The sequence below is a fragment of the Pseudoduganella sp. UC29_106 genome (assembly GCF_044055365.1).
GTDB lineage: Bacteria > Pseudomonadota > Gammaproteobacteria > Burkholderiales > Burkholderiaceae_D > Rugamonas.
In genome coordinates this window covers 3,277,931-3,299,282 of sequence record NZ_CP171977.1, presented here as the reverse complement: position 1 = coordinate 3,299,282, position 21,352 = coordinate 3,277,931, and the positions used below count along the sequence as shown (strand labels likewise).

Sequence of the window (21,352 nt, the reverse complement as noted above, 5' to 3'; positions counted from 1 at the left end):
AATTAACTTCGCCATGTGGAAATATTGCGCTACGACACGCTCTCCTATACACTCGATTTGTTGACGTCCTCCAATAGCCAATAACGTGTATTCACAGACACAAATTGATCCGGTCGTAAGTTTTTTTAACACCCAGGGTGAAGCGGTTCGCGGGACCATCGTGAACCTGCAGCGCAAGTCGCTGGTGATGGAGGTATACAACCCGTACTCCATTGTCCAGGTCAGTGAAGTCCTGAACGAGCTGACGGTCCGCATGGGTTCCAAGAGCGCCTATATCGGCAAGGCTGTCGTCATCAGCATGGTGAACACCGGCCTCACGGCCGTGGTGTCGGTGACGCTGATCGATGAGTGGCGCGAGCTTTCCGAAGTGGTGGTGGCGCCGGGCGCCATCGGCCGCGAAGCGCAGGCCTTCGTGGATGACTGGAGCGACCGCTTCCGTATCCGCCGCGATTACCAGATTGTTGTCAACGAAACGCGCGCCTTCCTGTCCGACGCTTCGCGCTGGCTGGAGCAGGTCGACCTCTCCGACGCGCTGCCGAAGGACGATCAGCGCCTGCCGCTGGACTACTTCTATGAGCTGGCGCGTCCGCTGATGCTGAAGACCAAGCATTACTTTGATGAGCTGAATGGCCAGGCATCGCAGGTGGAAGATGAGTTGCAAGCCTCGCACCGTGCGTTCGCGCAGGCTGCGCTGCACCCGCTGATCCTGCGCGCGCCTTTCGTGTTCCGCACGTATACCAAGCCGCTCGGTTACGCCGGCGACTACCAGATGGTGAACCAGATCCTGAGCGACCCGCGCCAGGGCCCGAGCACCTATTTCCAGATCGTAAACACGGCCTTCCTGCAGACGGCCGTGGCCACCGCCCACCGTCACCGCATCGATGTCCTGGTCGGCTACCTTGAGCGGCTGGCGGAAGAGGCGCGCCGCATCGGCCGTCCGCTGCGCGTGCTGAACGTGGGCTGCGGTCCTGCCGTCGAGATCCAGCGTTTCCTGGAAACCTCGCCGCATCCGGAACTGCTGTCCTTCCAGCTGATGGACTTCAGCGAGGAAACGCTGGAGTACACGCGCAATACCCTGGCCGGCATCCAGCGCAAAACCGGGCGCCATACGCAGATCGATTTCGTGCATGATTCCGTGCACCAGCTGTTGAAACGCCGCGTGGACGCCGTGGATGAGGAGCAGCGCGAATTCGATGCCGTGTATTGCGCGGGTCTGTTCGACTACCTGTCCGACAAAGTCTGCTCGCGCCTGAACAGCTACTTTGCCGCGCGTACCCGCCCGGGCGGCAAGCTGCTGGTGACCAACGTCCACAGCAGCAATCCGGAGCGCTTCAGCATGGAACACATACTGGAGTGGTACCTGATTTACCGGGATGAAGCGAAGATGCACGCCATCCTGCCGCCGATGTCGAGCGGCACGACGGTGTACACGGATCCGACCGGAGTCAATGTGTTCGCCGAAACCACCATCGGCGCGGCGGCATTTTGATGAACGGAGTAGCGATTTTGCTGCCTACCAGCTATGAGCAGGAACTGAGCGAATACCACCTGCTGTCCAGCCGCGCCTGCGCGGTGACAGTGGTGGTGCTGGTCCTGCTGGGCATGATACTGGACTATGCCGTCTACCCGGATGAGATGCTGCGCTTCGCCATTGCGCGCGCCGTGACCAGCCTGGCCATCGTCGCCGCGCTGGTGCTGCTGTACACCCGTTACGGCCGCAACCATGTACACAGCGTGACTTTCATCTGGCTGACTTTCCCGCAGGTGATGATCGCCTGGATGATCTACGTCACGCAGGGCGAGACTTCACTGTTCTATGCCGGCATCATCCTGACCATCTTTGCCGTCGGCACGCTGTTCCCGGTCGGCTATAAATACACGCTGAGCTTTGGCGTCGTCACGCTGCTGCTGTTTTACATGGCATGCGCCATGCGCCCCGGCGGCATCCAGGATGGCAGCCAGTTCGCTTTCCACACGACGATCATCGTCTTCTCGATTGCTGGAAGCACCGTATACACCTACTATAACGAACGCGTTCGCCGCCAGCTGCACGCTTTAAAGGAAGAAGTGGCGCAAAAGAACGGCGAGCTCGAAAACATCAATCGCAGCCTGGCCGAGATCAAGGGCCAGATGCTGCAACAGGAAAAAATGGCGGCGCTGGGTACGCTGGCGGCCGGCCTGCTGCATGAGGTGAACAATCCAGTGAACTTCTGCATGATGGCGATCGATGTGGCGGTGGAAGAACCGGCCGCGAAAAGCAGCCCGCTGCTGATGGAATGCCTGACGGACGCGAAGCAGGGCATGCAGCGGGTGCAGTACATCGTCTCCGACCTGAAGACTTTCGCTTACCGCAAGAGCGGCGCCGACCATGAAAGCTCGCAGTTCCTGTTCGAGCGCGCACTGGATTCCTCGGTGCGCCTGGTGGGCCATGAAATCAAGGGCATCAAGGTGAACCGCAATCTGACCGCGGATACCCTGGTGCGCGGCGACGAGGCTGCCATTGTCGGCGTGCTGATCAACCTGTTGAGCAATGCGGCGCTGGCCATGCGCAAGGGCGCCACCTCGCAGCCCACCATCGACATCAGCGCCGAAGCCGATGGCGACCGCCTGCGTGTGGCCGTACGCGACAACGGCCCCGGCATCCAGCCGGAGAACATCGGCCGCGTATTCGAACCTTTCTTTACCACCCGCGAGGTGGGGCAGGGGCTGGGCCTGGGGCTCAGCATCTGCTATAGCGTAATCCAGCGTCACGGCGGCCTGCTTGCGGCTGAAAGCGTGCCTGGCGAATGGACCCGATTCACTTTCGACCTGCCGCGTGTAACAGGGGTGGACAAATAAATGCCGAACAGTGAACGCAATGCAGCCACTGTGCTGTACGTAGACGACGAGGAATTGGCGCGCAAGTACTTCGCCCGTTCCATCGAAGGCGATTACCGTGTGCTGACCGCACCGGGCGTGGACGAGGCGCTGGAAATCCTGGCGCAGCCGGAGTCGGATATCGATGTGCTGGTGACCGACTACCGCATGCCGGGCCGCGTGGGCGGCGAACTGCTGCGCCAGGTGGAGCAGGATTATCCGCACCTGGTGCGCATCCTGGTGACCGCCTATGCGGACAAGCAGGTGCTGCTGGATACCATCAATGGCGGCGATATCTTCCGCATCCTGGAAAAGCCGCTGGACATGGATACCGTCCGCAACGCCCTGCGCCTGGCGGCCCACAATGCCCGCGAGCGCGCCGCGCGCCGCCAAAGCCTGCTGGCGATCGAGGAAACGGTGGCCTTCCTGGCGCATGAATTGAACACGCCGCTGGCCACCATCGCCAATTTCGCCCGCAATATCCAGCGCCGCGTCAGCGGCACGGGGCCGGACAATGGCTTGCCGCTGAAGGCGGACATCGGCAATGCGGCCGCGCATATGAACGACAATGCGCGCTACTGCCTGTCTGTGCTGTCGTCCTTCGTGGACTCGGTCAAGCGCGCCAGCGTGGTGCCGGCCGCCCGCGTGGCCAGCGGCAGCGCGCACCAGATGGTGAATGCGCTGCTGAATGTTTATCCGCTGTCGCCTGCCCAGCGCGCCGCCATCGCGGTCGACGTGCAGCGCGACTTTACCGTCAAGGTCTCGCCGAACTGCGTGGCCCTGGTGCTGTCCTCCCTGCTCAGCAATGCGCTGCGCGCGCTGAACGGACACCCCCGACCCGGTGCTGAAGATCACCGTGGGCGTGGATACCCGTCCCTACATCGTTGTGGAGGACAATGGCCCCGGCATCCCGCCGGCGCTGCTCAACCGACTGCTGCTGGACCCCGTCACCATGCATGGCCAGGAAGGCGGCAGCGGCTGGGGCCTGATATTTTGTAACCGCGTGATGCAGTCGTTCGGAGGCCACCTGCGGGTGCAGTCCGAACAGGGTTGCTCCACCACCGTAACCATGAATTTCCCGGATTTAGAGAAGGAACGAGCATGACCGAACCCACGAAAACCGCACCGGCGATCCTGTACGTCGACGATGAGGCGACCGCCCTCAAATACTTCCAGCGCGCCCTCGGTTCGCTCGCACCTGTGTACACCGCGGAATCGGTGGAAGAGGGCAAGCGCATGCTCGATGAGCATGCCGATGAGATTGCGGTGCTGGTGTCCGACCAGCGCATGCCCGGCGCATACGGCAATGAGCTGCTGTTCTATGCGTGGGACCGCTACCCGCACATCGTGCGCATCCTGACCACGGCCTACTCCGAGATGGAGCACACGGTGGACGCCGTGAACCAGGGCCAGATCCACCGCTACATCCAGAAACCGTGGGATATCGCGTCGCTGCGCATGGAGCTGAAACAGGCGCTGGCCCTGGCCAGGCTGCAGAAGGAGCACGCCCAGCTGCTGCGCGAGAAGCTGCTGGTGCGCCAGAAACAGGCTGTCGCCAGCCGTATCGGCACGCTGTACACGCTGTCCGCCAGCCTGTCGGCCGGCGCGCCTTTCGTGCCGGTGGAAAGCTATCTGTCCGGCGCCCTGAGCGCAGGCATGATCCCGCCGGAGCCGGACTGGCTGATGCTGGACCACTCGGACCTGATCAGTTCCGAAGCCTTCCGCAGCGCCGGTTTCGGCGTGGCCGTGCGCGAGCACCTGGGCCGCCTGGAGCAGCAGAACGGCGGCGCACAGGCTTCGTATGCCTTCGTGCTGCTGGCCGAGGCTTTCGGTCCGACCTTCCGCGACACGGGCAACGGCACGGCCCTGTTCCTGCAGCGTTCCCAGCTCACCGAGTTCCTGGAAACGCCGACCGCGGCGCCGGTATCGTCGGAACATGCCTTCTGGCTGGCGGTGCTGCTGTGGATGGGCAAGCGCGGTGCGTCCATGCAGATGGCGGCCAGCGATGATGGCGTGAAGTGCCGCATGGTCACCGCCGAAAACGCGCTGACCCCGTCGCAGCTGGCTGCCTGGGTCGAACAGTTCTGAGTGCCGTGCGCCGCCGGGGCGGCCGATTGGCTAAGATGGCCTTTATCTAAAGGAGGGAGCCATCATGCCAAGAGGAGCCAGCCCCAAACGCGAGCGCGAGTACAAGGAGATCGAACGCAAGTTCGAGAAGGAAGGACGCTACAAGGGCCGCGAGGAGGAAGTCGCGGCCCGTATCGTTAACAAGCAGCGCAAGCAGTATGGCGAGACCAAATCCGCCAAGTCGGCCGACCGCGCCGGCAAATCACCCGATCGCAGCCTGCCGATCGACGACTATGATCATCTGACGGTGCCGCGCATCGCCAGCAAGGTTTCCGACCTGAGCGCCGCTGAACGGCGGAAGGTTCGGACGTATGAGACGAAGCATAAGAACCGCAAGGGTGTGCTTCAGGCGCTTGACCGTTTGCATTAGCCGGCGGCCATTCATGCACGGCGGATCAATGATCCGCCCTACACGCCCGTGGGGCGCATCATTTCTGCGCCAACAACTCCTTGATCTTGGCCTCGGTCACGTCGTAATTCCCCTCGCCGAAATGCGTGTACACCACGCGCCCCTGCTTATCGATGAGATACGCGGCCGGCCAGTATTGGTTGTTGTACGCGCGCCAGGTCGAGTACTGGTTATCCTGCGCCACCGGATAGGTGATGCCGAAGCGCTTGATCGCCGCGGCGACGTTCTCGTTCTTGCGCTCGAACGGATACTCCGGCGTATGCACGCCCACCACCACCAGCCCCTGGTCCTTATACTTTTCATACCAGGATTTCACATAAGGCAGGGTGCGGATGCAGTTGATGCAGTCGAAGGTCCAGAAATCGACCAGCACCACTTTGCCGCGCAACTGCTGCTGGGTCAGCGGGGCGCTGTTGTGCCACTGGTTGATGCCGCTGAATTCAGGGGCGGCGGCAGGCGCCGTGGCGGCGCTGACGCCGCTGGTGAATACGCCGCTGGCGGCAAGGCCGGCGCCGGCCAGAACGGAAATGAGCAGGGCTTTCTTGAACATGGTGGAACTCCTTGTCGGTTAGATGGAAGGCCCGAGCAGGCGGGCATAAAGTTGAACGTCGAGGTGGAAATAGATGGCGATGGCGGTCAGCAGCACCAGGGCGCCGAAGATCTGCTGCATGCCTTCGGAGCGCACGGCGACCCAGCGCAGGCGGGACGTGATCACCTGTCCGCCATAAGCGATCAGCAGCATCGGAATGCCGGCGCCCAGTGCGTACACCATCAGCAGGCCGGCCGAGCGGGCTGGGTCCTGCGCCTGGGCCACCAGCGCCAGTATGGAAGCCAGCACCGGACCGGCGCACGGCGTCCACGCGGCGCCCAGCGACATCCCCAGCACGAAACCGCCGCCGTTGCCGGGACCCGGCTGCACGGCCGAGACGCTGCGCTCCGGCAGGCGTTCCGCAATGCGCGCCTTCAGCCACTCATAAGGCTGCGGCCACAGTTTCACCAGGCCGGAGATGCCCAGCAGGGCAATGGCCGTATTGCGCAGCGCTTCGTGGGTATCGGTCGCAACGTTCGACACCAGCGACAGCAGCATCCCCAGCGAAGCGAAGGACAGCACGAAACCCAGCACGATGAACAGCGGCCGGGTACGCGGCCCCTTGACCGCGCTGCCCAGCACAATGGGCAGCACCGGCAGCACGCAGGGCGAGGCGATGGTCAGCACGCCGGCAAAAAAGGCAAGCGGCGCTTCTAGCAAGTGGGTCATGGCAGCACTCCGTTTGAATTAACGATGACTGCATTAGACCGCCCCTGTTTGTCCGGGATATTTGCCGATGTGTCTATACACTCTCCCAGATACATTGGGACACAAAAGTCCGTTACACTTGGGCTATAAAGCAGGCTCCCGATAAGAAATCAGAGAAAATGGCAGAACATATCCTCATCGTCGACGACGATCGCGAAATCCGCGAACTCCTGGCTAATTACCTGAACCGCAATGGCATGAGCGCGTCTGCCGCCGCCAATGGCCGCCAGATGTGGGCCGCGCTGGAGGAAGGTCCGGTGGACCTGATCGTGCTGGACGTGATGATGCCGGGCGAAGACGGTCTGCAGCTGTGCCGCGACCTGCGCGCCGGAAAATGGCGCACCGTGCCCGTGCTGATGCTGACTGCCCTGAGCGAAGAAACGGAGCGCGTGATCGGCCTCGAAATGGGCGCCGACGATTACCTCGGCAAGCCATTCTCCACCCGCGAGCTGCTGGCCCGCATCCGCGCCGTCCTGCGCCGCACGCGCATGCTGCCGGCCGGCCGCGCACCGGTGGAAACCGCGCCGCTGCTGGAATTCGGCGACTGGAAACTGGATACGACCGGGCGCCACCTGCTGGACGCGGAAGGCACGCTGGTGGCGCTGAGCGGCGCCGAATACCGCCTGCTGCGCGTCTTCCTCGACCACCCGCAGCGCGTGTTGACACGCGACCAGCTGCTGAACCTGACCCAGGGCCGCGACGCCGAACAGTTCGACCGCTCGATCGACCTGCTGGTGAGCCGCCTGCGCCAGCGCCTGCGCGACGATGCCCGCGAGCCGCGCTACATCAAGACCCTGCGCAACGAAGGCTATATCTTCTCCTCAACGGTGCAGGCGCAAGAGGGCGGTGAATGAGTTTCCTGTTGCCGCGCACCTTGTATGGCCGCCTCGCACTGATCCTGGTCACAGGCCTGGTGCTGGCCCATATGCTGACCTTCTACGTGATCTCCCGGGAGCGCCGTACCGCCACCGAATCGCTGATGCTCGGCTACATGGAGCAGGACGTGGCCAGTTCCGTCGCCCTGCTGGACCGCCTTCCCGCCGCGGAGCGTCCGGCCTGGCTGCCCAAGCTGCAGCGCCGCACCTATGGCTTCATGATTGGTCCGGGCGAGAAGGGCGGCATGCCGGAAGCGCGCATTTCCACCCTGCTGATGAATTCCCTGGAAGAGGCCATCGGCAAGCGCTATGAGCTGGAAGCGGCTGCCTTGCCGGGGCCTCCCGAGCATATGCAGGTGCACCTGCGCCTGAGCGATGGCTCTCCGCTGACCATCGACCTGTTGCCGCGCGGGCTGCCGATGGCGCCCTGGCTGCTGCCGCTGCTGTTCGCACAGTTGCTGCTGATTGGCGCGATCTGCTGGCTGTGCGTGCGGCAGGCCACGCGCCCGCTGGCTCAGCTGGCGCGCGCGGCGGATGGACTGGGGCCGGATCTCCGGCCGAGCCGCATGGAAGAAGGCGGACCGGAAGAAGTGGCGCGCGCCGCCACCGCCTTCAACGCCATGCAGGACCGCATCTCGAAGTACATGACGGAACGCATGCAGATCCTGGCTTCCGTGTCGCACGACCTGCAGACGCCGATCACCCGCATGCGCCTGCGCACGGAGCTGATGGATGCCGATCCGGCGCAGCGCGACATCATCCTGCGAGACCTGCAGCAAATGGAAGAAATGGTGCGTGAAGGCGTGACCTACGCCCGAGCGGCCCATGGCGGCAGCGAACAGCCGCGCAGCCTGGACCTGGACGCCTTCCTCGACAGCCTGGTGCTGGACTACCAGGACCTGGGCAAACCCGTCACGCTGCAAGGCGCGCTTGGCGCGCCGCTGACCACGCGTCCGCTTGCGCTGCGCCGTGTGCTCGGAAACCTGATCGACAACGCGATCAAATACGGCGGCAATGCTGAAGTGGTGGTGGCGCCTGCCGGCAGCGGCAGTGCGGAGATCCGTGTGCTGGACCGCGGCCCCGGTATCCCGCACGAGTTGCTGGAAACCGTGTTTCAGCCTTTCTATCGCGTGGAAGGTTCGCGCAACCGGGAAACCGGCGGTACGGGACTGGGCCTCGCGATCGCGCGCCAGTTGGCACAGGCCTTGGGCGCCACCCTCACGCTGCAGAATCGCGAGGGCGGCGGACTGGAAGCGACGCTTACGCTGTAAGGCGCGGCAGCCGGACTCCCTTCGGCTGTCCCGGCGTGAGATGCAGGGCTTCCATCAGCTGCGCCAGGTGGCCGGCATTGTCGCGCATGGTCTCGGAGGCGGTGCTGGCCTGCTGCACCAGTGAAGCATTCTGCTGCGTGGCCTGGTCCATCCCCGTCATCGCCTGCAGCACCTGTTCGATGCCGTCGGTCTGGACACGGCTGGCGTCCGAAATCGCGCTCATCAGGTTGGCCACGCGCTGCACGGCATCCACCAGCTGCTGCATGGTGCGGCCCGTATCGTCCACCAACCGGCCGCCGGCCTCCACCTTGGCGACGGAATCGCCAATCAGTTCCTTGATTTCCTTTGCCGCTGCGGCGCTGCGTTGTGCCAGGTTGCGCACCTCGCTCGCGACCACGGCAAAGCCGCGGCCTTGTTCGCCGGCGCGCGCCGCTTCCACGGCGGCGTTCAACGCGAGGATGTTGGTCTGGAAGGCAATGCCGTCGATGACGGAAATGATTTCGACGATGCGGCGCGAACTCTCGCGGATGGCGCCCATCGTATCGACCACCTGGGACACCATGCCGCCGCCCTGGACTGCCACCGTGGACGCATTCAGCACCAGCTCATTGGCGGCGTGGGCGTCGTCCGCATTCTGGCGCACGGTGCGCGCCAGCTGGTCGATGGTGCCGACCGTCTCGACCAGGGTGGCGGCCTGGGTCTCGGTGCGCAGAGACAGGTCGCTGCTTCCGGTGGAGATTTCATGCGCGGCGGCCGTGATGGCGCGGATGCCGGAATGGGCCTGTTCCACCGTGTTGCGCATGCGGTCGAAGCTGTCCTGCAGGGCGTGCCGGCTGGATTCCTCATTCACCTCATTGCGGCGCAGGGTAATGGCGAGGTGGCACAGCGCCGCCGCTTCAATCACCACATAGACCGCATGCACGACGATGACCGGCAGGGAAGGCTTTGTCAGGCACATGGTCCCGAAACCCATCTCCTGCAGCTGGTTGAACAGCAGGTGATGGACGGCGATCACCCCAGCGCTGAAAACGATTACACGCCAGTCCTGGTAATAAACCAGCAGGGCGAGCAGCACGAAGATTCCGAAGTGCAATTCGATCATGCCCATGGACTGGTGAATGTTCAGCGCGCAAAAAACCATGGTTGCCGTGCCGATCGCGAGCCTGGTAGCGAGCGCCTGCGGCATGGCGATCACCATGATGGTCGGGATCAGCGCCGCCGGCAGCCCGACGGCGATGGCCGGGCCCCAGGTGCCGTACCACGGCGCGAGCGCCAGCGAGAAAAGGAAAAGCAGCCACAGGACGGGCAGGAAATAGCGGTGAACTTTCAGGATGTGCTCTTGCTGGCGCATTACGGTTCCCTCTACTTGTAATCAACAAGCAATAGTAATGTCATAAGATGTCATACTTGTCCAGTGGAATGTATTTTCCGTGCGACAAATTCTTCCTCGAACCGTTAGAATGCCAATCCTTCAATCATGTCAAAAGGATCAGATGTTTCAACGATTCACCGCGCTGGCATTGGCCCTGCTGGCGCATGGCGCAAGCCTGGCCACGCCATCCTGCCCCCAGCACTACGCGGATGGCCGCTCCCCTGAAATCCGCAACGAAAAGCTGGCGCGCGCCACGCAGGAGCTGTGCTACCAGTCTTTCGGCCTGATGCATTCCGGGCTGACGCGCACGCCGCTATGGTCGGCTGAGCACCTGACGCCGACGCACATCGAGGCAGCGCAAAACCTGTCGCGCGAGAACAGCTTCCATCCCGACCCGCAGCTGCCTCCTTCGCAGCGCGCCGAGCTGTCCGACTACGCACGCAGCGGCTTCGACCGCGGCCACATGGCGCCGAACGGCGATATGCCGGACCGCACCAGCCAGCACCAGAGTTTTTCGCTGGCGAATATGGTGCCGCAGGACTCGGACAATAACCGCCACGTGTGGGCGGGCATCGAACAGGCCGTGCGCAAGCTGGCGAAGCGCGAGGGCGGGCTGTATGTGATTACCGGCCCGGCCTTCCTCGGACGCGATCTGCGCAAGATCGGGAACGTTTTCGTGCCGAGCCATCTCTACAAAGTGGTGTACAGTCCCCGTCAGAATGCAGCGGCAGCGTATTTCGTGGCCAATGAGGCGGACGCGCACTATCAGACCATCAGCGTGGCGGAGCTGGAAGGAAAGCTGGGCATTAACCTGCTGCCGGCCCTGTCGGCAAGCCAGAAGGAATCCATGCTGCGCCTGCTGCGGCCGAAAGGAAAATCATGAAACCTTATGCGAATGAATCGGATGTGCTGCAAATCGGCGGGCTGCAGGTCGAAAACCGGCTGGGACCGCATCACTATCAGCGGCGATATCGACCTGACGCGCGACGCTGCGGGACTGGCGGACGCCCGCGCATTGCAGTCCTTGCTGGCTAGCGTAGTTGCCGCCCTGGAAGCGGCGAAGGACTTGCCGCAGCGCCTGCCTCCGCCCGCTGTGAAGACGGCGAACAACCCCTTCGAATAATGCTACCATGCAATAAATTCTCACCATCTTCGCGCCATGAGCCTCGTCACCGGTAACAATTCGATCGATTCCCTGGTTTACAGCAGCTGGAACACCAATGCGCATACGCCGGCGGTGCTGACCTACAGTTTCCTGACCAGCGCGCCGTCTGACGCCAATGCGGATGACCGGGCCGGCTTTACGCCGATGACCGCGGCCCAGCGCCAGGCGGTCAACACGGCGCTGGCGCAGTGGGCGGATGTGGCGAACATCAGCTTCCAGCAAGTCTCGTCCGGCGGGAATTTGCAGTTTGGCACGAACGACCAGTCCGCCAGCAACAGCGCGGCCTACGCCTACCTGCCTGGAAAGTGGATCGATTCGGTGGCCATGTACCTGGACAACCATTCCAGTTTCAATAACACCTTCAACCCGGGCAGTTACGGCCTGAACGTGGTGCTGCACGAGATCGGCCACATGCTGGGCCTGAAGCACCCCGGCAGCTATGACAGTGCCGGGGATGCCCTGGCCGGCGCCGTGCTGCCGAAGGAGCTTGACAACGAGGATTACACGATCATGTCGTACACGGCGCCCACCGGCGTCCGGCTGAACGGCAAGTATCCTGTGTCGCCAATGTTGTACGACATCCAGGCCGTGCAGTACCTGTACGGCGCCGATATGAGCTACCGCACCGGCGATGACGTGTATGCCTTCGCCGCCAACGAGACTCCGCGCAGCATCTGGGACGCCGGCGGCACGAATACCTTCGATTTCTCCAGCAGCGTGCAGAAAGCGCTGATCAACCTGAACGCCGGTACCTTCAGCGAAACGGCGCCGGGCCTGCACAATATTTCGATCGCCTATGGCGTGTCGGTGCAGCGCGCGGTGGCCGGTTCGGGTGGATCGATCATCATCGGCAATGACCTGGGCGACGTGATGACGGGCGGCGCCGGCGCCGACCAGTTCGAACTGGGCAAAGGCAATGACACCGTTTCCGGCGCGGGCGGCAGCGATACCGTGGTCTTTGACCTGGCGTTCAGCAAATACGGCGTGGTGCGCGTCGGCGATAACGTGACGGTGATCGGCGAAGGCGTCGATAAGCTGCAGGGCGTCGAGTCGCTGCGCTTCAGCGACCGCACGCTCTCCGTCTCGGACCTCGCGCAGGCAATCACGCTGGCGGGCGGCGCGGGCAACGACATGCTTCAGGCGCAGGCCGGCAGCCTCAGGGTCGATGGCGGCGCCGGCGTCGATACGCTGGTGTTCTCGGGCTCCGGCAAAAATGCGGCGATCAGCACAGTCGTCGGCGCGGTGGTGATCAGCGACGGCGCAAACAGCGATGTGCTGACCGGCGTGGAGCGGCTGCAGTTCAGCGACTGGGCGGTCGCGCTTGATACCAACGGCTCGGCCGGCCAGCTGTACCGCCTGTATGGCGCCATGTTCGCCCGCACGCCGGACGAGGGCGGCCTCGGTTTCTGGCTGCAGGCGCGCGATCACGGCGTGACCGTCGAATCGATCGCCAATGACTTCATCAACAGCGCGGAATTCACGCGCCTGTATGGCGCCAACCTGAGCAACGAGGATTTCGTCACCCAGTTGTACAGGAACGTGCTGCACCGCGATCCCGATGCGTCAGGCTATGCCTTCCACCTGACGGACCTGCAGCACGGCAGCTCGCGCGCCCACGTGCTGGTCAACTTCTCCGAATCGCCGGAATACATCGCCTCGCTGGTTGGCGTGATGCCATCCACGCTGACCTATTCGCCCTACACCGGCTGATCCAGGCTGATGCGGTTGCGGCCCATGTGTTTGGCGCGGTAAAGCGCCGCGTCGGCGGTGGCGATCAGGGCCGAAGGATCGTGTTCTGCTGAAGCGATGGCCGTCGCCGCGCCGATGCTGACGGTTACGAACTGCTTGTCCGCGCCCAGGTTGGGTAGCTGCAGCGCTTCCACGCGGCAGCGGATGCGCTCGGCCACGATGGCTGCCCCCTTCAGCGACTGGTTGGGCAGGATCACTGCGAATTCCTCGCCGCCATAGCGTGCAACGAGGTCGTTGGCGCGCATTTCGCTCGCGACAGCGGTCGCTATGCGCTGCAGGCATTCGTCGCCGCCCACATGGCCGTAGGCATCGTTGTATTGCTTGAAGTTATCCACGTCCACCATCAGCAGCGACAGGGGCTGCTGCTGGCGCATGGCGCGCTGCCACTCGGCGTGCAGGGTATCATCGAAGCAGCGGCGATTGGCCAGGCCCGTCAGGCCGTCGCGCGTGGCCAGTTGTTCCAGCGCGATCTGGGCCTGCTTCTCGTCGGTCATGTCGCGCAGGGTTTCGACCACGGCGACCACCGAACCATCCGCGTCGTAGATCGGGCTGGCGTCCACGGCCAGATAGCGGCGGCGGCCGGTGCGCGGCATTTCGCACCAGTTTTCGGCGCACAGATTGTCCGTGCCTTCGCCGCGGTGGGCGTGGGCGTCGTAAAGATGGTGGACTTCGTCGGTGCGGCCCTGGACCACGAGGTCGGCCAAAGTAGGGCGGGGCGCACGGTAGAAACTGCGCCAGTGGTCGGCGGTACCCAGCACCTCATAGGCGGGCACGCCCGTAAGGCGCTCGCAGGCGCGGTTCCAGATGATCACTTTAGAATCGGAGTCGAGTACGAAGGTGGGGATGACCAGCAGTTCCATCAGCTTGAAGGCAAATCCATGCTCCTGTCCGGCAGCGGGGTGGGCAAACAGGGGCTGGATATTGTGCAGTTGATTCATTTGGCGGCGGCCTCTTTTAATGTCCTGATGAACAGATTTTGCCGTCGCCCTTGCACGCAATTGTTGACCAAGCGCAAACTTAATTCGGTTCGCGAAACGGGTATATAATAGAGGGTTGCCTCCCTGGGTTTCGCGCCCGATTCTGGACCTATCGTGACATACAGCATCAAAGAAATTTTCTATACTCTGCAGGGCGAAGGCGCCCACGCCGGGGCGCCCCGCCGTTTTCTGCCGCTTCGCCGGCTGCAATCTATGGACCGGCCGCGAGAGCGACCGCGCCACCGCGGTCTGCCAGTTCTGCGACACCGACTTTGTCGGCACGGACGGCGAGCGCGGGCGGCAAATTCAGCACGCCCGACGCCCTGGCGCAGGAGATCGACAGCTTGTGGCCGCAGGGCCATGGCCACAAATACGTGGTCTTCACTGGCGGCGAGCCGCTGCTGCAGCTGGACGAAGCGCTGATCGCGGCGATGCACGCCGCCGGGTTCACGATCGCCATCGAAACCAACGGCACCGATCGAAGTGCCGCCGGGTGTGGACTGGATCTGCGTAAGCCCGAAGATGGGCTCGCAACTGGTCGTCACGAAGGGCAATGAAATCAAGGTCGTGATCCCGCAGAAGGACCAGGACCTATCCGCCTACGTAGGGCTGGACTTCGAACATTTCTTCGTACAGCCGATGGATGGCCCGCTGGCCGCCTTCAATACCGGGCTGGCCGTTGAGACCTGCAAGCGCAATCCGAAGTGGAACCTGAGCCTGCAAACCCATAAACTTTTGAACATCCCTTAAGCAATGCTGACCATTACCCGCAAGCTGGAATTCGACGCCGGCCACCGCATTCCCGACCACAAAAGCCAGTGCCGCAACCTGCACGGCCACCGCTACGTACTGGAAATCACGCTGACCGGCAATGTGATCGATGCCGAAGGCAATTCCGACAATGGCATGATCATGGACTTTTCCGATGTGAAGTCGATCGCCAAGGAGCATCTGGTGGACGTCTGGACCACGCCTTCCTCGTCTACGAAAAGGATGCGGCCGTGAAGGAATTCCTGTCTTCGCTGCCAGGCCACAAAACGGTGGTGATCGACCGCATTCCGACCGTGGAAAACCTGGCCGCCGTCGCCTGGGGCATCCTCAAGGCCGCCTTCAAGGACCGCTATGGCACCGGCCTGCACCTGCACAAGCTGGTGCTGCACGAAACCCCGAACTGCTGGGCCGAGATCACCGATGCCTGAGCAGCAGGACTTCATGCGCGAAGCCCTGGCCGAGGCGCAGCGCGCCTGGGACCGGGGTGAAGTGCCGGTGGGCGCCGTCGTCGTCAAGGATGGCGTGGTGATCGGCCGCGGCTTCAACCAGCCGATCGGCAGCCACGATCCGACTGCCCACGCCGAAATTGTTGCCTTGCGCGCCGCCGCCGAAGCGGTGGGCAACTATCGTTTGCCTGGCTGCGAGCTGTACGTGACGCTGGAACCCTGCGTGATGTGCTCGGGCGCCATGATGCACGCACGCCTGTCGCGCATCGTATATGGTGCGTCCGACCCAAAAACGGGCGCCTGTGGTTCCGTCGTGAACATGTTCGAGCAGGAAAAACTGAACCACCATGCCGAGGTGGAAGGCGGTGTACTGGCAGAGGACTGCGGCAATCTGCTGAAGGCCTTTTTCGCCGAACGGCGCCGTGTTGCGAAACAACAAAGCTGAGCCGTGCGCACCCCCACGGTGCTATCCTTGCACCATGGAGGAACAACCGTGGCGGACGCGAATATAAATGGTATTACGATAAGCTACGAGGCCAGCGGCAACCCCGCCAAACCGGCAGTGCTGCTGAATATGGGCCTCGGTCTGCAGCTCGTTTCATGGCCTCCAGCCTTTGTCGACGGCTTGGTGGAGATGGGCTATTACGTGATCCGCTACGATAACCGCGATGCCGGCCTCTCCAGCAAGTTCGACCATCTTGGCGCGCCGCGCCTCTGGCTCGCCTACCTGAAAACTCTTGCCGGCCTCAAGCTCAAGGCCGCTTATACCCTGCACGATATGGCAGCCGATGCCTGCGGACTGCTGAGCTACCTGGGGATTCCGCACGCCCACATCATCGGCGTGTCCATGGGCGGCATGGTGTCGCAGATCTTTGCCGCGCGCTATCCGAAGCGGACCTTGTCGCTGACTTCCATCATGTCCAGCAGCGGCAGGCCCGGCTTGCCGGGACCCACGGCCGCCGCCCGCCGCGTCCTGCTTTCTTCCTCGCCCCCGGCCGGCACGCGCGAGCAGCTTATCGAATACATGGCCAATACCTTCAATGTGATTGGCAGCCCGGCTTACCCGATGCCGGAAGCCTATGTACGTGAGATGTGCAGCCGGGCGGTCGACCGCAACGTCCATCCGGATGGCGCTTCGCGTCAGCTGGTGGCGATCGTCGCTTCGGGTGATCGCAGCAAGCTGCTGCGCAGCCTGCAATGTCCCGCACTGGTTATCCACGGCACGGAAGATCCGCTGGTGCCCGCCGCCTGCGGCATCGACACGGCAGCCCAGATTCCGGGCTCCCGCCTGGAGCTGATCGAAGGCATGGGTCACGACTTGCCGCCGCAGCTGATCGGCCGCCTGCTTGCCTTGATCGGTTCGCACATGGAAGGTAAGATGGCTGCGACTCAGCCATCACCAGCAGACTATCTTGAGCAAGACTGACATCGGTATCGCCATCGCCGCCCCCGGCGGCTACGCCCTCGACGACGCGGCACTCTCCCGCGGCATCGCCCGCCTCGAAGCCCAGGGCATCACGGTCCACAATTATTACGACTCCGGGCGCAAGTTCCAGCGCTTCGCCGGCACGGACGAAGGCCGCCTGGCACAGTTGAACGCGGCCGCGGAAGATCCGGACTGCCAGATCGTTATCGCCCTGCGCGGCCAGTACGGCATAAGCCGCATCCTGCCGCAGATCGATTTCCGCAAGATGGCCGACAGCGGCAAGCTCTTCGTCGGCTACAGCGATATCACCGCTTTCCATATGGGCCTGTACCAGGCTACCGGCCGCATCAGTTTTGCCGGCCCCATGATGTGCGACGATTTCATCCGCGATGAAGTGGTGGACTACACGATCCGTCAATTCTGGGATTGCCTGCAAGGGCCGACGCACCGCGTGCGCGGCACGGCCGAGGGTAACCCGCAGGTGGACGTGCGCGGCACGCTGTGGGGCGGCAACCTGGCCATGATCAACCACCTGGTCGGCACGCCTTACTTCCCGCACATTGAGGGCGGCATCCTGTTCCTCGAAGACATTGCCGAGCATCCCTACCGTGTGGAACGCATGCTGCTTCAGTTGCAGATGGCGGGCATCCTGGAACGCCAGTCGGCCGTTGTGCTGGGCGATTTCTCCGGTTACCGCCTGGCGCCGGCCGACAACGGCTACGATTTCGATGCCATGCTGGCCTTCATCCGCTCCCGCGTTTCCGTGCCGGTGCTGACGGGCTTGCCATTTGGTCACGTCAAGGAGCGCTGCACGCTGCCGTTCGGCGCGCCCGCCCATCTGCGCTCGGATGCGGCCGGTTTTGATCTCACGGTGACGGATTACCCTTTGCTGAGGCGGTAAGCCCCGAAAAATGTTACAATTTGAGGTTAATCAAATCTGTGACCGTAAAGGCTTTTACCAGTGCTTTCCACCGCAAACATCACCATGCAGTTCGGCGCCAAGCCGCTGTTTGAGAACATCTCCGTCAAATTCGGCGACGGCAACCGCTATGGCCTGATCGGCGCCAACGGCTGCGGCAAATCGACCTTCATGAAGATCCTGGGCGGCGACCTGGAGCCGTCCGCCGGCAACGTCTCGCTGGATGTCAACGAGCGCATGGGTAAGCTGCGCCAGGACCAGTTCGCCTACGAGGAAATGCGCGTGCTGGACGTAGTGATGATGGGCCACACCGAGATGTGGGCCGCCATTCAGAAGCGCGACGCCATCTACGCCAATCCGGAAGCCACCGACGAAGACTACATGGAAGCGGCGGAACTGGAAGGCAAGGTCGCCGAATACGACGGCTATACCGCCGAAGCGCGTGCCGGCGAACTGCTGCTGGGCGTGGGCGTGTCCATCGACCTGCACCAGGGCCCGATGAGCGCAGTGGCGCCCGGCTGGAAACTGCGCGTGCTGCTGGCCCAGGCCCTGTTCTCGAATCCGGACATCCTGCTGCTGGACGAACCGACCAACAACCTGGACATCAACACCATCCGCTGGCTGGAAGAAGTGCTGAATCAGCGTAACTCCACGATGATCATCATTTCCCACGATCGCCACTTCCTGAACCAGGTCTGCACCCACGTGGCGGACATGGACTACGGCACGCTGAAGATCTATCCGGGCAACTACGACGACTACATGCTGGCCTCGACCCAGGCCCGCAACCAGCAGCTGGCCAATAACGCCAAGGCGAAAGAGAAAGTCGCCGAGCTGCAGGACTTCGTGCGCCGCTTCTCGGCCAACAAGTCCAAAGCGCGCCAGGCGACTTCCCGCGCCAAGATGATCGAAAAGATCAAGGTCGAGGACATCAAGCCGTCCTCCCGCGCCTATCCTTTTGTCCGGTTCGAAGGCGAGAAGAAGCTGCACCGCCTGGCGGTGGAAGTGGACAATATCTCCAAGACCTATGACCGCACGCTGTTCAAGAGCTTCAGCATGCTGGTGGAAGCGGGTGAGCGTATCGCCATCATCGGCGCCAACGGCGCGGGCAAGACCACCATGCTGCGCTCGATCGGCGGCGAGCTGGCCAATCTGCAGCCGGATACCGGTTTCGTGAAATGGGCGGAAAACGCCAACGTTGGCTACATGCCGCAGGACCCGACCGAAGAATTCGCCACCGACCTGACCCTGACCGACTGGATGGGCCAGTGGACCAAGGAAGGCGACGACGACCAGGCTGTGCGTTCCAGCCTGGGCCGCCTGCTGTTCGGCGGCGACGAAGTCAAGAAATCGGTGCGTGTCCTGTCGGGTGGCGAAAAAGGCCGTATGATGTACGGCAAGCTGATGCTGGGCCGTCACAACGTCCTGCTGCTGGACGAGCCGACCAACCACATGGACATGGAATCCATCGAATCGCTCAACATCGCTCTGGAGAAGTATGCCGGCACCCTGATCTTCGTGTCGCATGACCGCGAGTTCGTTTCCTCGCTGGCCACCCGCATCGTCGAGATCAAGGAAAACGAAGTCATCGACTTCCGCGGCAACTACGAAGACTATCTGAAGAGCCAAGGTATCGATTAATGAATGCGCAAGTCTTGCCGATCAAGTCGGTAGAGTACGAAAAGCCCGCCGAAGGCGGCAGCTGCGTCGCCCATGCGTGGGCCCGCACGCCGGCCCCCGTGGCGGCGGACGAGAAAATCCTGCTGAAAGAGCGTATCCGCACCCTGCTGCGCGAACGCGAGGCTGTGCTGGTGGCCCACTACTACGTGGATGCCGACCTGCAGGACCTGGCCGAGGAGACCGGCGGCTGCGTCTCCGACTCCCTGGAAATGGCGCGCTTCGGCCGCGACCACCCGGCCAAGACGCTGGTGGTGGCGGGCGTGCGCTTCATGGGCGAGACCGCCAAGATCCTCAGCCCGGACAAGACCATCCTGATGCCGGACCTGGACGCGACCTGCTCGCTGGACCTGGGCTGCCCGGCCGACGAATTCGCCACCTTCTGCGACCAGCATCCGGACCGCACCGTGGTCGTGTACGCCAACACCAGCGCTGCCGTGAAGGCGCGCGCCGACTGGATGGTGACTTCGTCCATCGGCCTGGATATCGTCAAGCACCTGCACGAGCAGGGCAAGAAGATCCTGTGGGCGCCGGACAAGCACCTCGGCTCCTACATCCAGAAGCAGACCGGCGCAGACATGCTGCTGTGGCAGGGCTCCTGCCTTGTGCATGATGAATTCAAGGGCGTGGAACTGGACCTGCTGAAGGCCGAGCATCCGAATGCCAAAGTGCTGGTGCATCCCGAGTCTCCCGCCAACGTGGTGGAGCAGGCCGACGTGGTGGGCTCCACCTCGCAACTGATCGCCGCTGCCGTGAGCCTGCCGGCGCAGGAATTCATTGTCGCCACCGACAACGGCATCCTGCACAAGATGCGCCTGGCCGCGCCGACCAAGACCTTCATCGAAGCGCCGACCGCCGGCAACAGCGCCACCTGCAAGAGCTGCGCGCACTGCCCGTGGATGGCCATGAACGGCCTGCGCAACCTGGCGGACGTGCTGGAAAACATGAGCAACGAGATCCACGTCGATCCGGCTGTGGGTGTCGAGGCGCAGCGCTCCATCAACCGCATGCTGGACTTCGCCGCCGCCAAGAAGGCGCGTATCGCTCCCGGCGCCGACCTGGCGAAGGAAGCCAAACTGTTCTCGGGAATCGGTCCTGCATGAGTACCCTGATCAATCGCTTTGCCCCGTTTGACGACGACCTGGCCGGCGCCTACGAGCGCAATCTGCTGGCCGCACTGCTGGAAGATATCGGCACCGGCGACCTGACCGGCAAGCTGGTGCCGGAAGACGGCCGCGCCGTCGCCCGCGTGATCGTGCGCGAAGACGCGGTGCTGTGCGGCGCTCCCTGGTTCGAAGGCATCATGCACGCGCTGGACGCAGCCATCGGCATCGAATGGCATTATGCCGAAGGCGACTTCATGACGGCCGATACCGCGGTGTGCACCATCGTCGGCCCGGCCCGCGCCATCCTGACCGCCGAACGGTCGGCGCTCAACTTCCTGCAGCTGCTGTCCGGCGTAGCCACGGCCACCCGCCGTTATGTCGACGTGATCGCAGGCACCACCGCCGCCATCCTCGACACCCGCAAGACCTTGCCCGGCCTGCGCCTGGCGCAGAAGTATGCAGTGCGCGTGGGCGGCGGCCAGAACCAGCGCCTGGCGCTGTACGATGGCATCCTGATCAAGGAAAACCACATCGCCGCCGCGGGCGGCATCACCGCTGCCATGGCAGCCGCCAAGCGCCTGGACGCGAAAGTGTCCATCCAGGTGGAAGTGGAATCGTTGGCGGAGTTGGAAGAAGCGTTGTCCGCCGGCGCCGAGTCCATCCTGCTCGATAACTTCAGCCTCGACATGATGCGCAGCGCCGTGGAGCTGAACGGCGGCCGCGCACTGCTCGAAGCCTCCGGCGGCGTCAACTTCGACACCGTCCGCGCCATCGCCGAAACCGGCGTCCACCGCATCTCCATCGGCGCCCTGACCAAAGACATCAAGGCTACCGACTACTCCCTGCGCATCATCGGCTGAGTAGATTCCGCTCAAGTTCCCGCGACTGTCCTTCCGCTAAGATCGGACT

21 protein-coding genes and 2 pseudogenes are annotated in these 21,352 nt (G+C 63.1%); 19 read left to right on the top strand and 4 right to left on the bottom strand.

The features are described 5' to 3' along the window. Nucleotides 1-85: 85 nt before the first annotated feature. The 6 genes from ACHMW6_RS16860 to ACHMW6_RS16835 all read left to right on the top strand — a co-directional run bounded on the left by ACHMW6_RS16860 (nt 86) and on the right by ACHMW6_RS16835 (nt 5,353). On the top strand, nt 86-1,489 hold the full coding sequence (locus ACHMW6_RS16860) for a class I SAM-dependent methyltransferase (RefSeq protein ID WP_395408216.1): 1,404 nt from the start codon (nt 86-88) through the stop codon (nt 1,487-1,489). Beyond that, nucleotides 1,489-2,838: a sensor histidine kinase gene (locus tag ACHMW6_RS16855; protein ID WP_395408215.1), complete on the top strand. Its 1,350-nt coding sequence runs from the start codon at nt 1,489-1,491 to the stop codon at nt 2,836-2,838. Before ACHMW6_RS16860 ends, ACHMW6_RS16855 begins: the two co-directional genes overlap by 1 nt. Then, the gene (locus tag ACHMW6_RS16850) at nt 2,839-3,855 is read left to right on the top strand and encodes a response regulator (protein WP_395408213.1); all 1,017 of its coding nucleotides are present in this window, start codon (nt 2,839-2,841) and stop codon (nt 3,853-3,855) included. It begins immediately after the preceding gene. Further along, nucleotides 3,764-3,961 (top strand): ATP-binding protein, encoded by a 198-nt coding sequence (locus tag ACHMW6_RS16845; protein ID WP_395408626.1) that lies wholly within the window; start codon nt 3,764-3,766, stop codon nt 3,959-3,961. The genes ACHMW6_RS16850 and ACHMW6_RS16845 overlap by 92 nt, the downstream gene beginning before the upstream one ends. Then, entirely contained in the window at nt 3,958-4,944 is a 987-nt protein-coding gene (locus ACHMW6_RS16840; protein ID WP_395408212.1) for a response regulator, read from the top strand. The genes ACHMW6_RS16845 and ACHMW6_RS16840 overlap by 4 nt, the downstream gene beginning before the upstream one ends. A 64-nt stretch (nt 4,945-5,008) precedes the next feature. Beyond that, the gene (locus ACHMW6_RS16835; protein ID WP_395408211.1) at nt 5,009-5,353 is read left to right on the top strand and encodes a hypothetical protein; all 345 of its coding nucleotides are present in this window, start codon (nt 5,009-5,011) and stop codon (nt 5,351-5,353) included. Between the two features lie 58 nt (nt 5,354-5,411). Here ACHMW6_RS16835 and ACHMW6_RS16830 read toward each other — a convergent pair whose 3' ends face one another. After that, nucleotides 5,412-5,942 (bottom strand): thioredoxin family protein, encoded by a 531-nt coding sequence (locus tag ACHMW6_RS16830; RefSeq protein WP_395408210.1) that lies wholly within the window; start codon nt 5,940-5,942, stop codon nt 5,412-5,414. An 18-nt stretch (nt 5,943-5,960) separates the two neighbouring features. Next, a complete protein-coding gene (locus ACHMW6_RS16825; protein ID WP_395408209.1) occupies nt 5,961-6,650 on the bottom strand; it encodes a cytochrome c biogenesis CcdA family protein in 690 nt (229 codons plus the stop codon). A 158-nt stretch (nt 6,651-6,808) separates the two neighbouring features. Between ACHMW6_RS16825 and ACHMW6_RS16820 the strand changes: the two genes are divergently transcribed. Both ACHMW6_RS16820 and ACHMW6_RS16815 read left to right on the top strand, forming a co-directional pair. Continuing rightward, nucleotides 6,809-7,543 (top strand): response regulator, encoded by a 735-nt coding sequence (locus ACHMW6_RS16820; protein WP_395408208.1) that lies wholly within the window; start codon nt 6,809-6,811, stop codon nt 7,541-7,543. Further along, nucleotides 7,540-8,835, top strand: coding sequence for a sensor histidine kinase (locus ACHMW6_RS16815; protein ID WP_395408207.1), 1,296 nt, complete (start codon nt 7,540-7,542; stop codon nt 8,833-8,835). Before ACHMW6_RS16820 ends, ACHMW6_RS16815 begins: the two co-directional genes overlap by 4 nt. On the opposite strand, the gene ACHMW6_RS16810 is transcribed toward ACHMW6_RS16815, so the two are convergent. Continuing rightward, the gene (locus ACHMW6_RS16810) at nt 8,825-10,186 is read right to left on the bottom strand and encodes a methyl-accepting chemotaxis protein (protein ID WP_395408206.1); all 1,362 of its coding nucleotides are present in this window, start codon (nt 10,184-10,186) and stop codon (nt 8,825-8,827) included. The two genes, ACHMW6_RS16815 and ACHMW6_RS16810, sit on opposite strands and share 11 nt — an antisense overlap. A 142-nt stretch (nt 10,187-10,328) precedes the next feature. Here ACHMW6_RS16810 and ACHMW6_RS16805 point away from each other — a divergent pair, with 142 nt between their 5' ends. From ACHMW6_RS16805 to ACHMW6_RS16795, 3 genes are read left to right on the top strand one after another with little or no spacing between them, the layout of a single operon-like run. Continuing rightward, nucleotides 10,329-11,090: a DNA/RNA non-specific endonuclease gene (locus tag ACHMW6_RS16805; RefSeq protein ID WP_395408205.1), complete on the top strand. Its 762-nt coding sequence runs from the start codon at nt 10,329-10,331 to the stop codon at nt 11,088-11,090. Between the two features lie 6 nt (nt 11,091-11,096). After that, complete coding sequence (locus ACHMW6_RS16800) at nt 11,097-11,330, top strand: hypothetical protein (protein WP_395408204.1); 234 nt, start codon at nt 11,097-11,099, stop codon at nt 11,328-11,330. A 36-nt stretch (nt 11,331-11,366) separates the two neighbouring features. Beyond that, nucleotides 11,367-13,082 carry a DUF4214 domain-containing protein gene (locus tag ACHMW6_RS16795; protein ID WP_395408203.1) on the top strand — a complete coding sequence of 572 codons (1,716 nt, stop codon included), beginning with the start codon at nt 11,367-11,369 and terminating at the stop codon, nt 13,080-13,082. Here ACHMW6_RS16795 and ACHMW6_RS16790 read toward each other — a convergent pair. Then, the gene (locus tag ACHMW6_RS16790) at nt 13,070-14,059 is read right to left on the bottom strand and encodes a diguanylate cyclase (RefSeq protein WP_395408202.1); all 990 of its coding nucleotides are present in this window, start codon (nt 14,057-14,059) and stop codon (nt 13,070-13,072) included. The two genes, ACHMW6_RS16795 and ACHMW6_RS16790, sit on opposite strands and share 13 nt — an antisense overlap. 153 nt (nt 14,060-14,212) lie before the next feature. On the opposite strand from ACHMW6_RS16790, the pseudogene queE reads away from it, so the two are divergent. From queE to nadC, 8 genes and pseudogenes are all read left to right on the top strand, one after another. Then, nucleotides 14,213-14,848 (top strand): annotated as a pseudogene (gene queE, locus ACHMW6_RS16785) (7-carboxy-7-deazaguanine synthase). A 3-nt stretch (nt 14,849-14,851) separates the two neighbouring features. Further along, nucleotides 14,852-15,297: pseudogene (gene queD / locus ACHMW6_RS16780) on the top strand (6-carboxytetrahydropterin synthase QueD). Continuing rightward, the gene (gene tadA, locus ACHMW6_RS16775; protein ID WP_395408201.1) at nt 15,290-15,760 is read left to right on the top strand and encodes a tRNA adenosine(34) deaminase TadA; all 471 of its coding nucleotides are present in this window, start codon (nt 15,290-15,292) and stop codon (nt 15,758-15,760) included. Before queD ends, tadA begins: the two are co-directional and overlap by 8 nt. 48 nt (nt 15,761-15,808) lie before the next feature. Then, on the top strand, nt 15,809-16,741 hold the full coding sequence (locus ACHMW6_RS16770) for an alpha/beta fold hydrolase (RefSeq protein ID WP_395408200.1): 933 nt from the start codon (nt 15,809-15,811) through the stop codon (nt 16,739-16,741). After that, complete coding sequence (ldcA, locus tag ACHMW6_RS16765) at nt 16,728-17,642, top strand: muramoyltetrapeptide carboxypeptidase (RefSeq protein WP_395408199.1); 915 nt, start codon at nt 16,728-16,730, stop codon at nt 17,640-17,642. Before ACHMW6_RS16770 ends, ldcA begins: the two co-directional genes overlap by 14 nt. Nucleotides 17,643-17,702: 60 nt before the next feature. Continuing rightward, a complete protein-coding gene (locus ACHMW6_RS16760) occupies nt 17,703-19,301 on the top strand; it encodes an ABC-F family ATPase (protein ID WP_395408197.1) in 1,599 nt (532 codons plus the stop codon). Further along, the gene (nadA, locus tag ACHMW6_RS16755; protein WP_395408196.1) at nt 19,301-20,440 is read left to right on the top strand and encodes a quinolinate synthase NadA; all 1,140 of its coding nucleotides are present in this window, start codon (nt 19,301-19,303) and stop codon (nt 20,438-20,440) included. The genes ACHMW6_RS16760 and nadA overlap by 1 nt, the downstream gene beginning before the upstream one ends. Beyond that, nucleotides 20,437-21,303 carry a carboxylating nicotinate-nucleotide diphosphorylase gene (gene nadC, locus ACHMW6_RS16750; RefSeq protein ID WP_395408195.1) on the top strand — a complete coding sequence of 289 codons (867 nt, stop codon included), beginning with the start codon at nt 20,437-20,439 and terminating at the stop codon, nt 21,301-21,303. The genes nadA and nadC overlap by 4 nt, the downstream gene beginning before the upstream one ends. Nucleotides 21,304-21,352 lie beyond the last annotated feature (49 nt).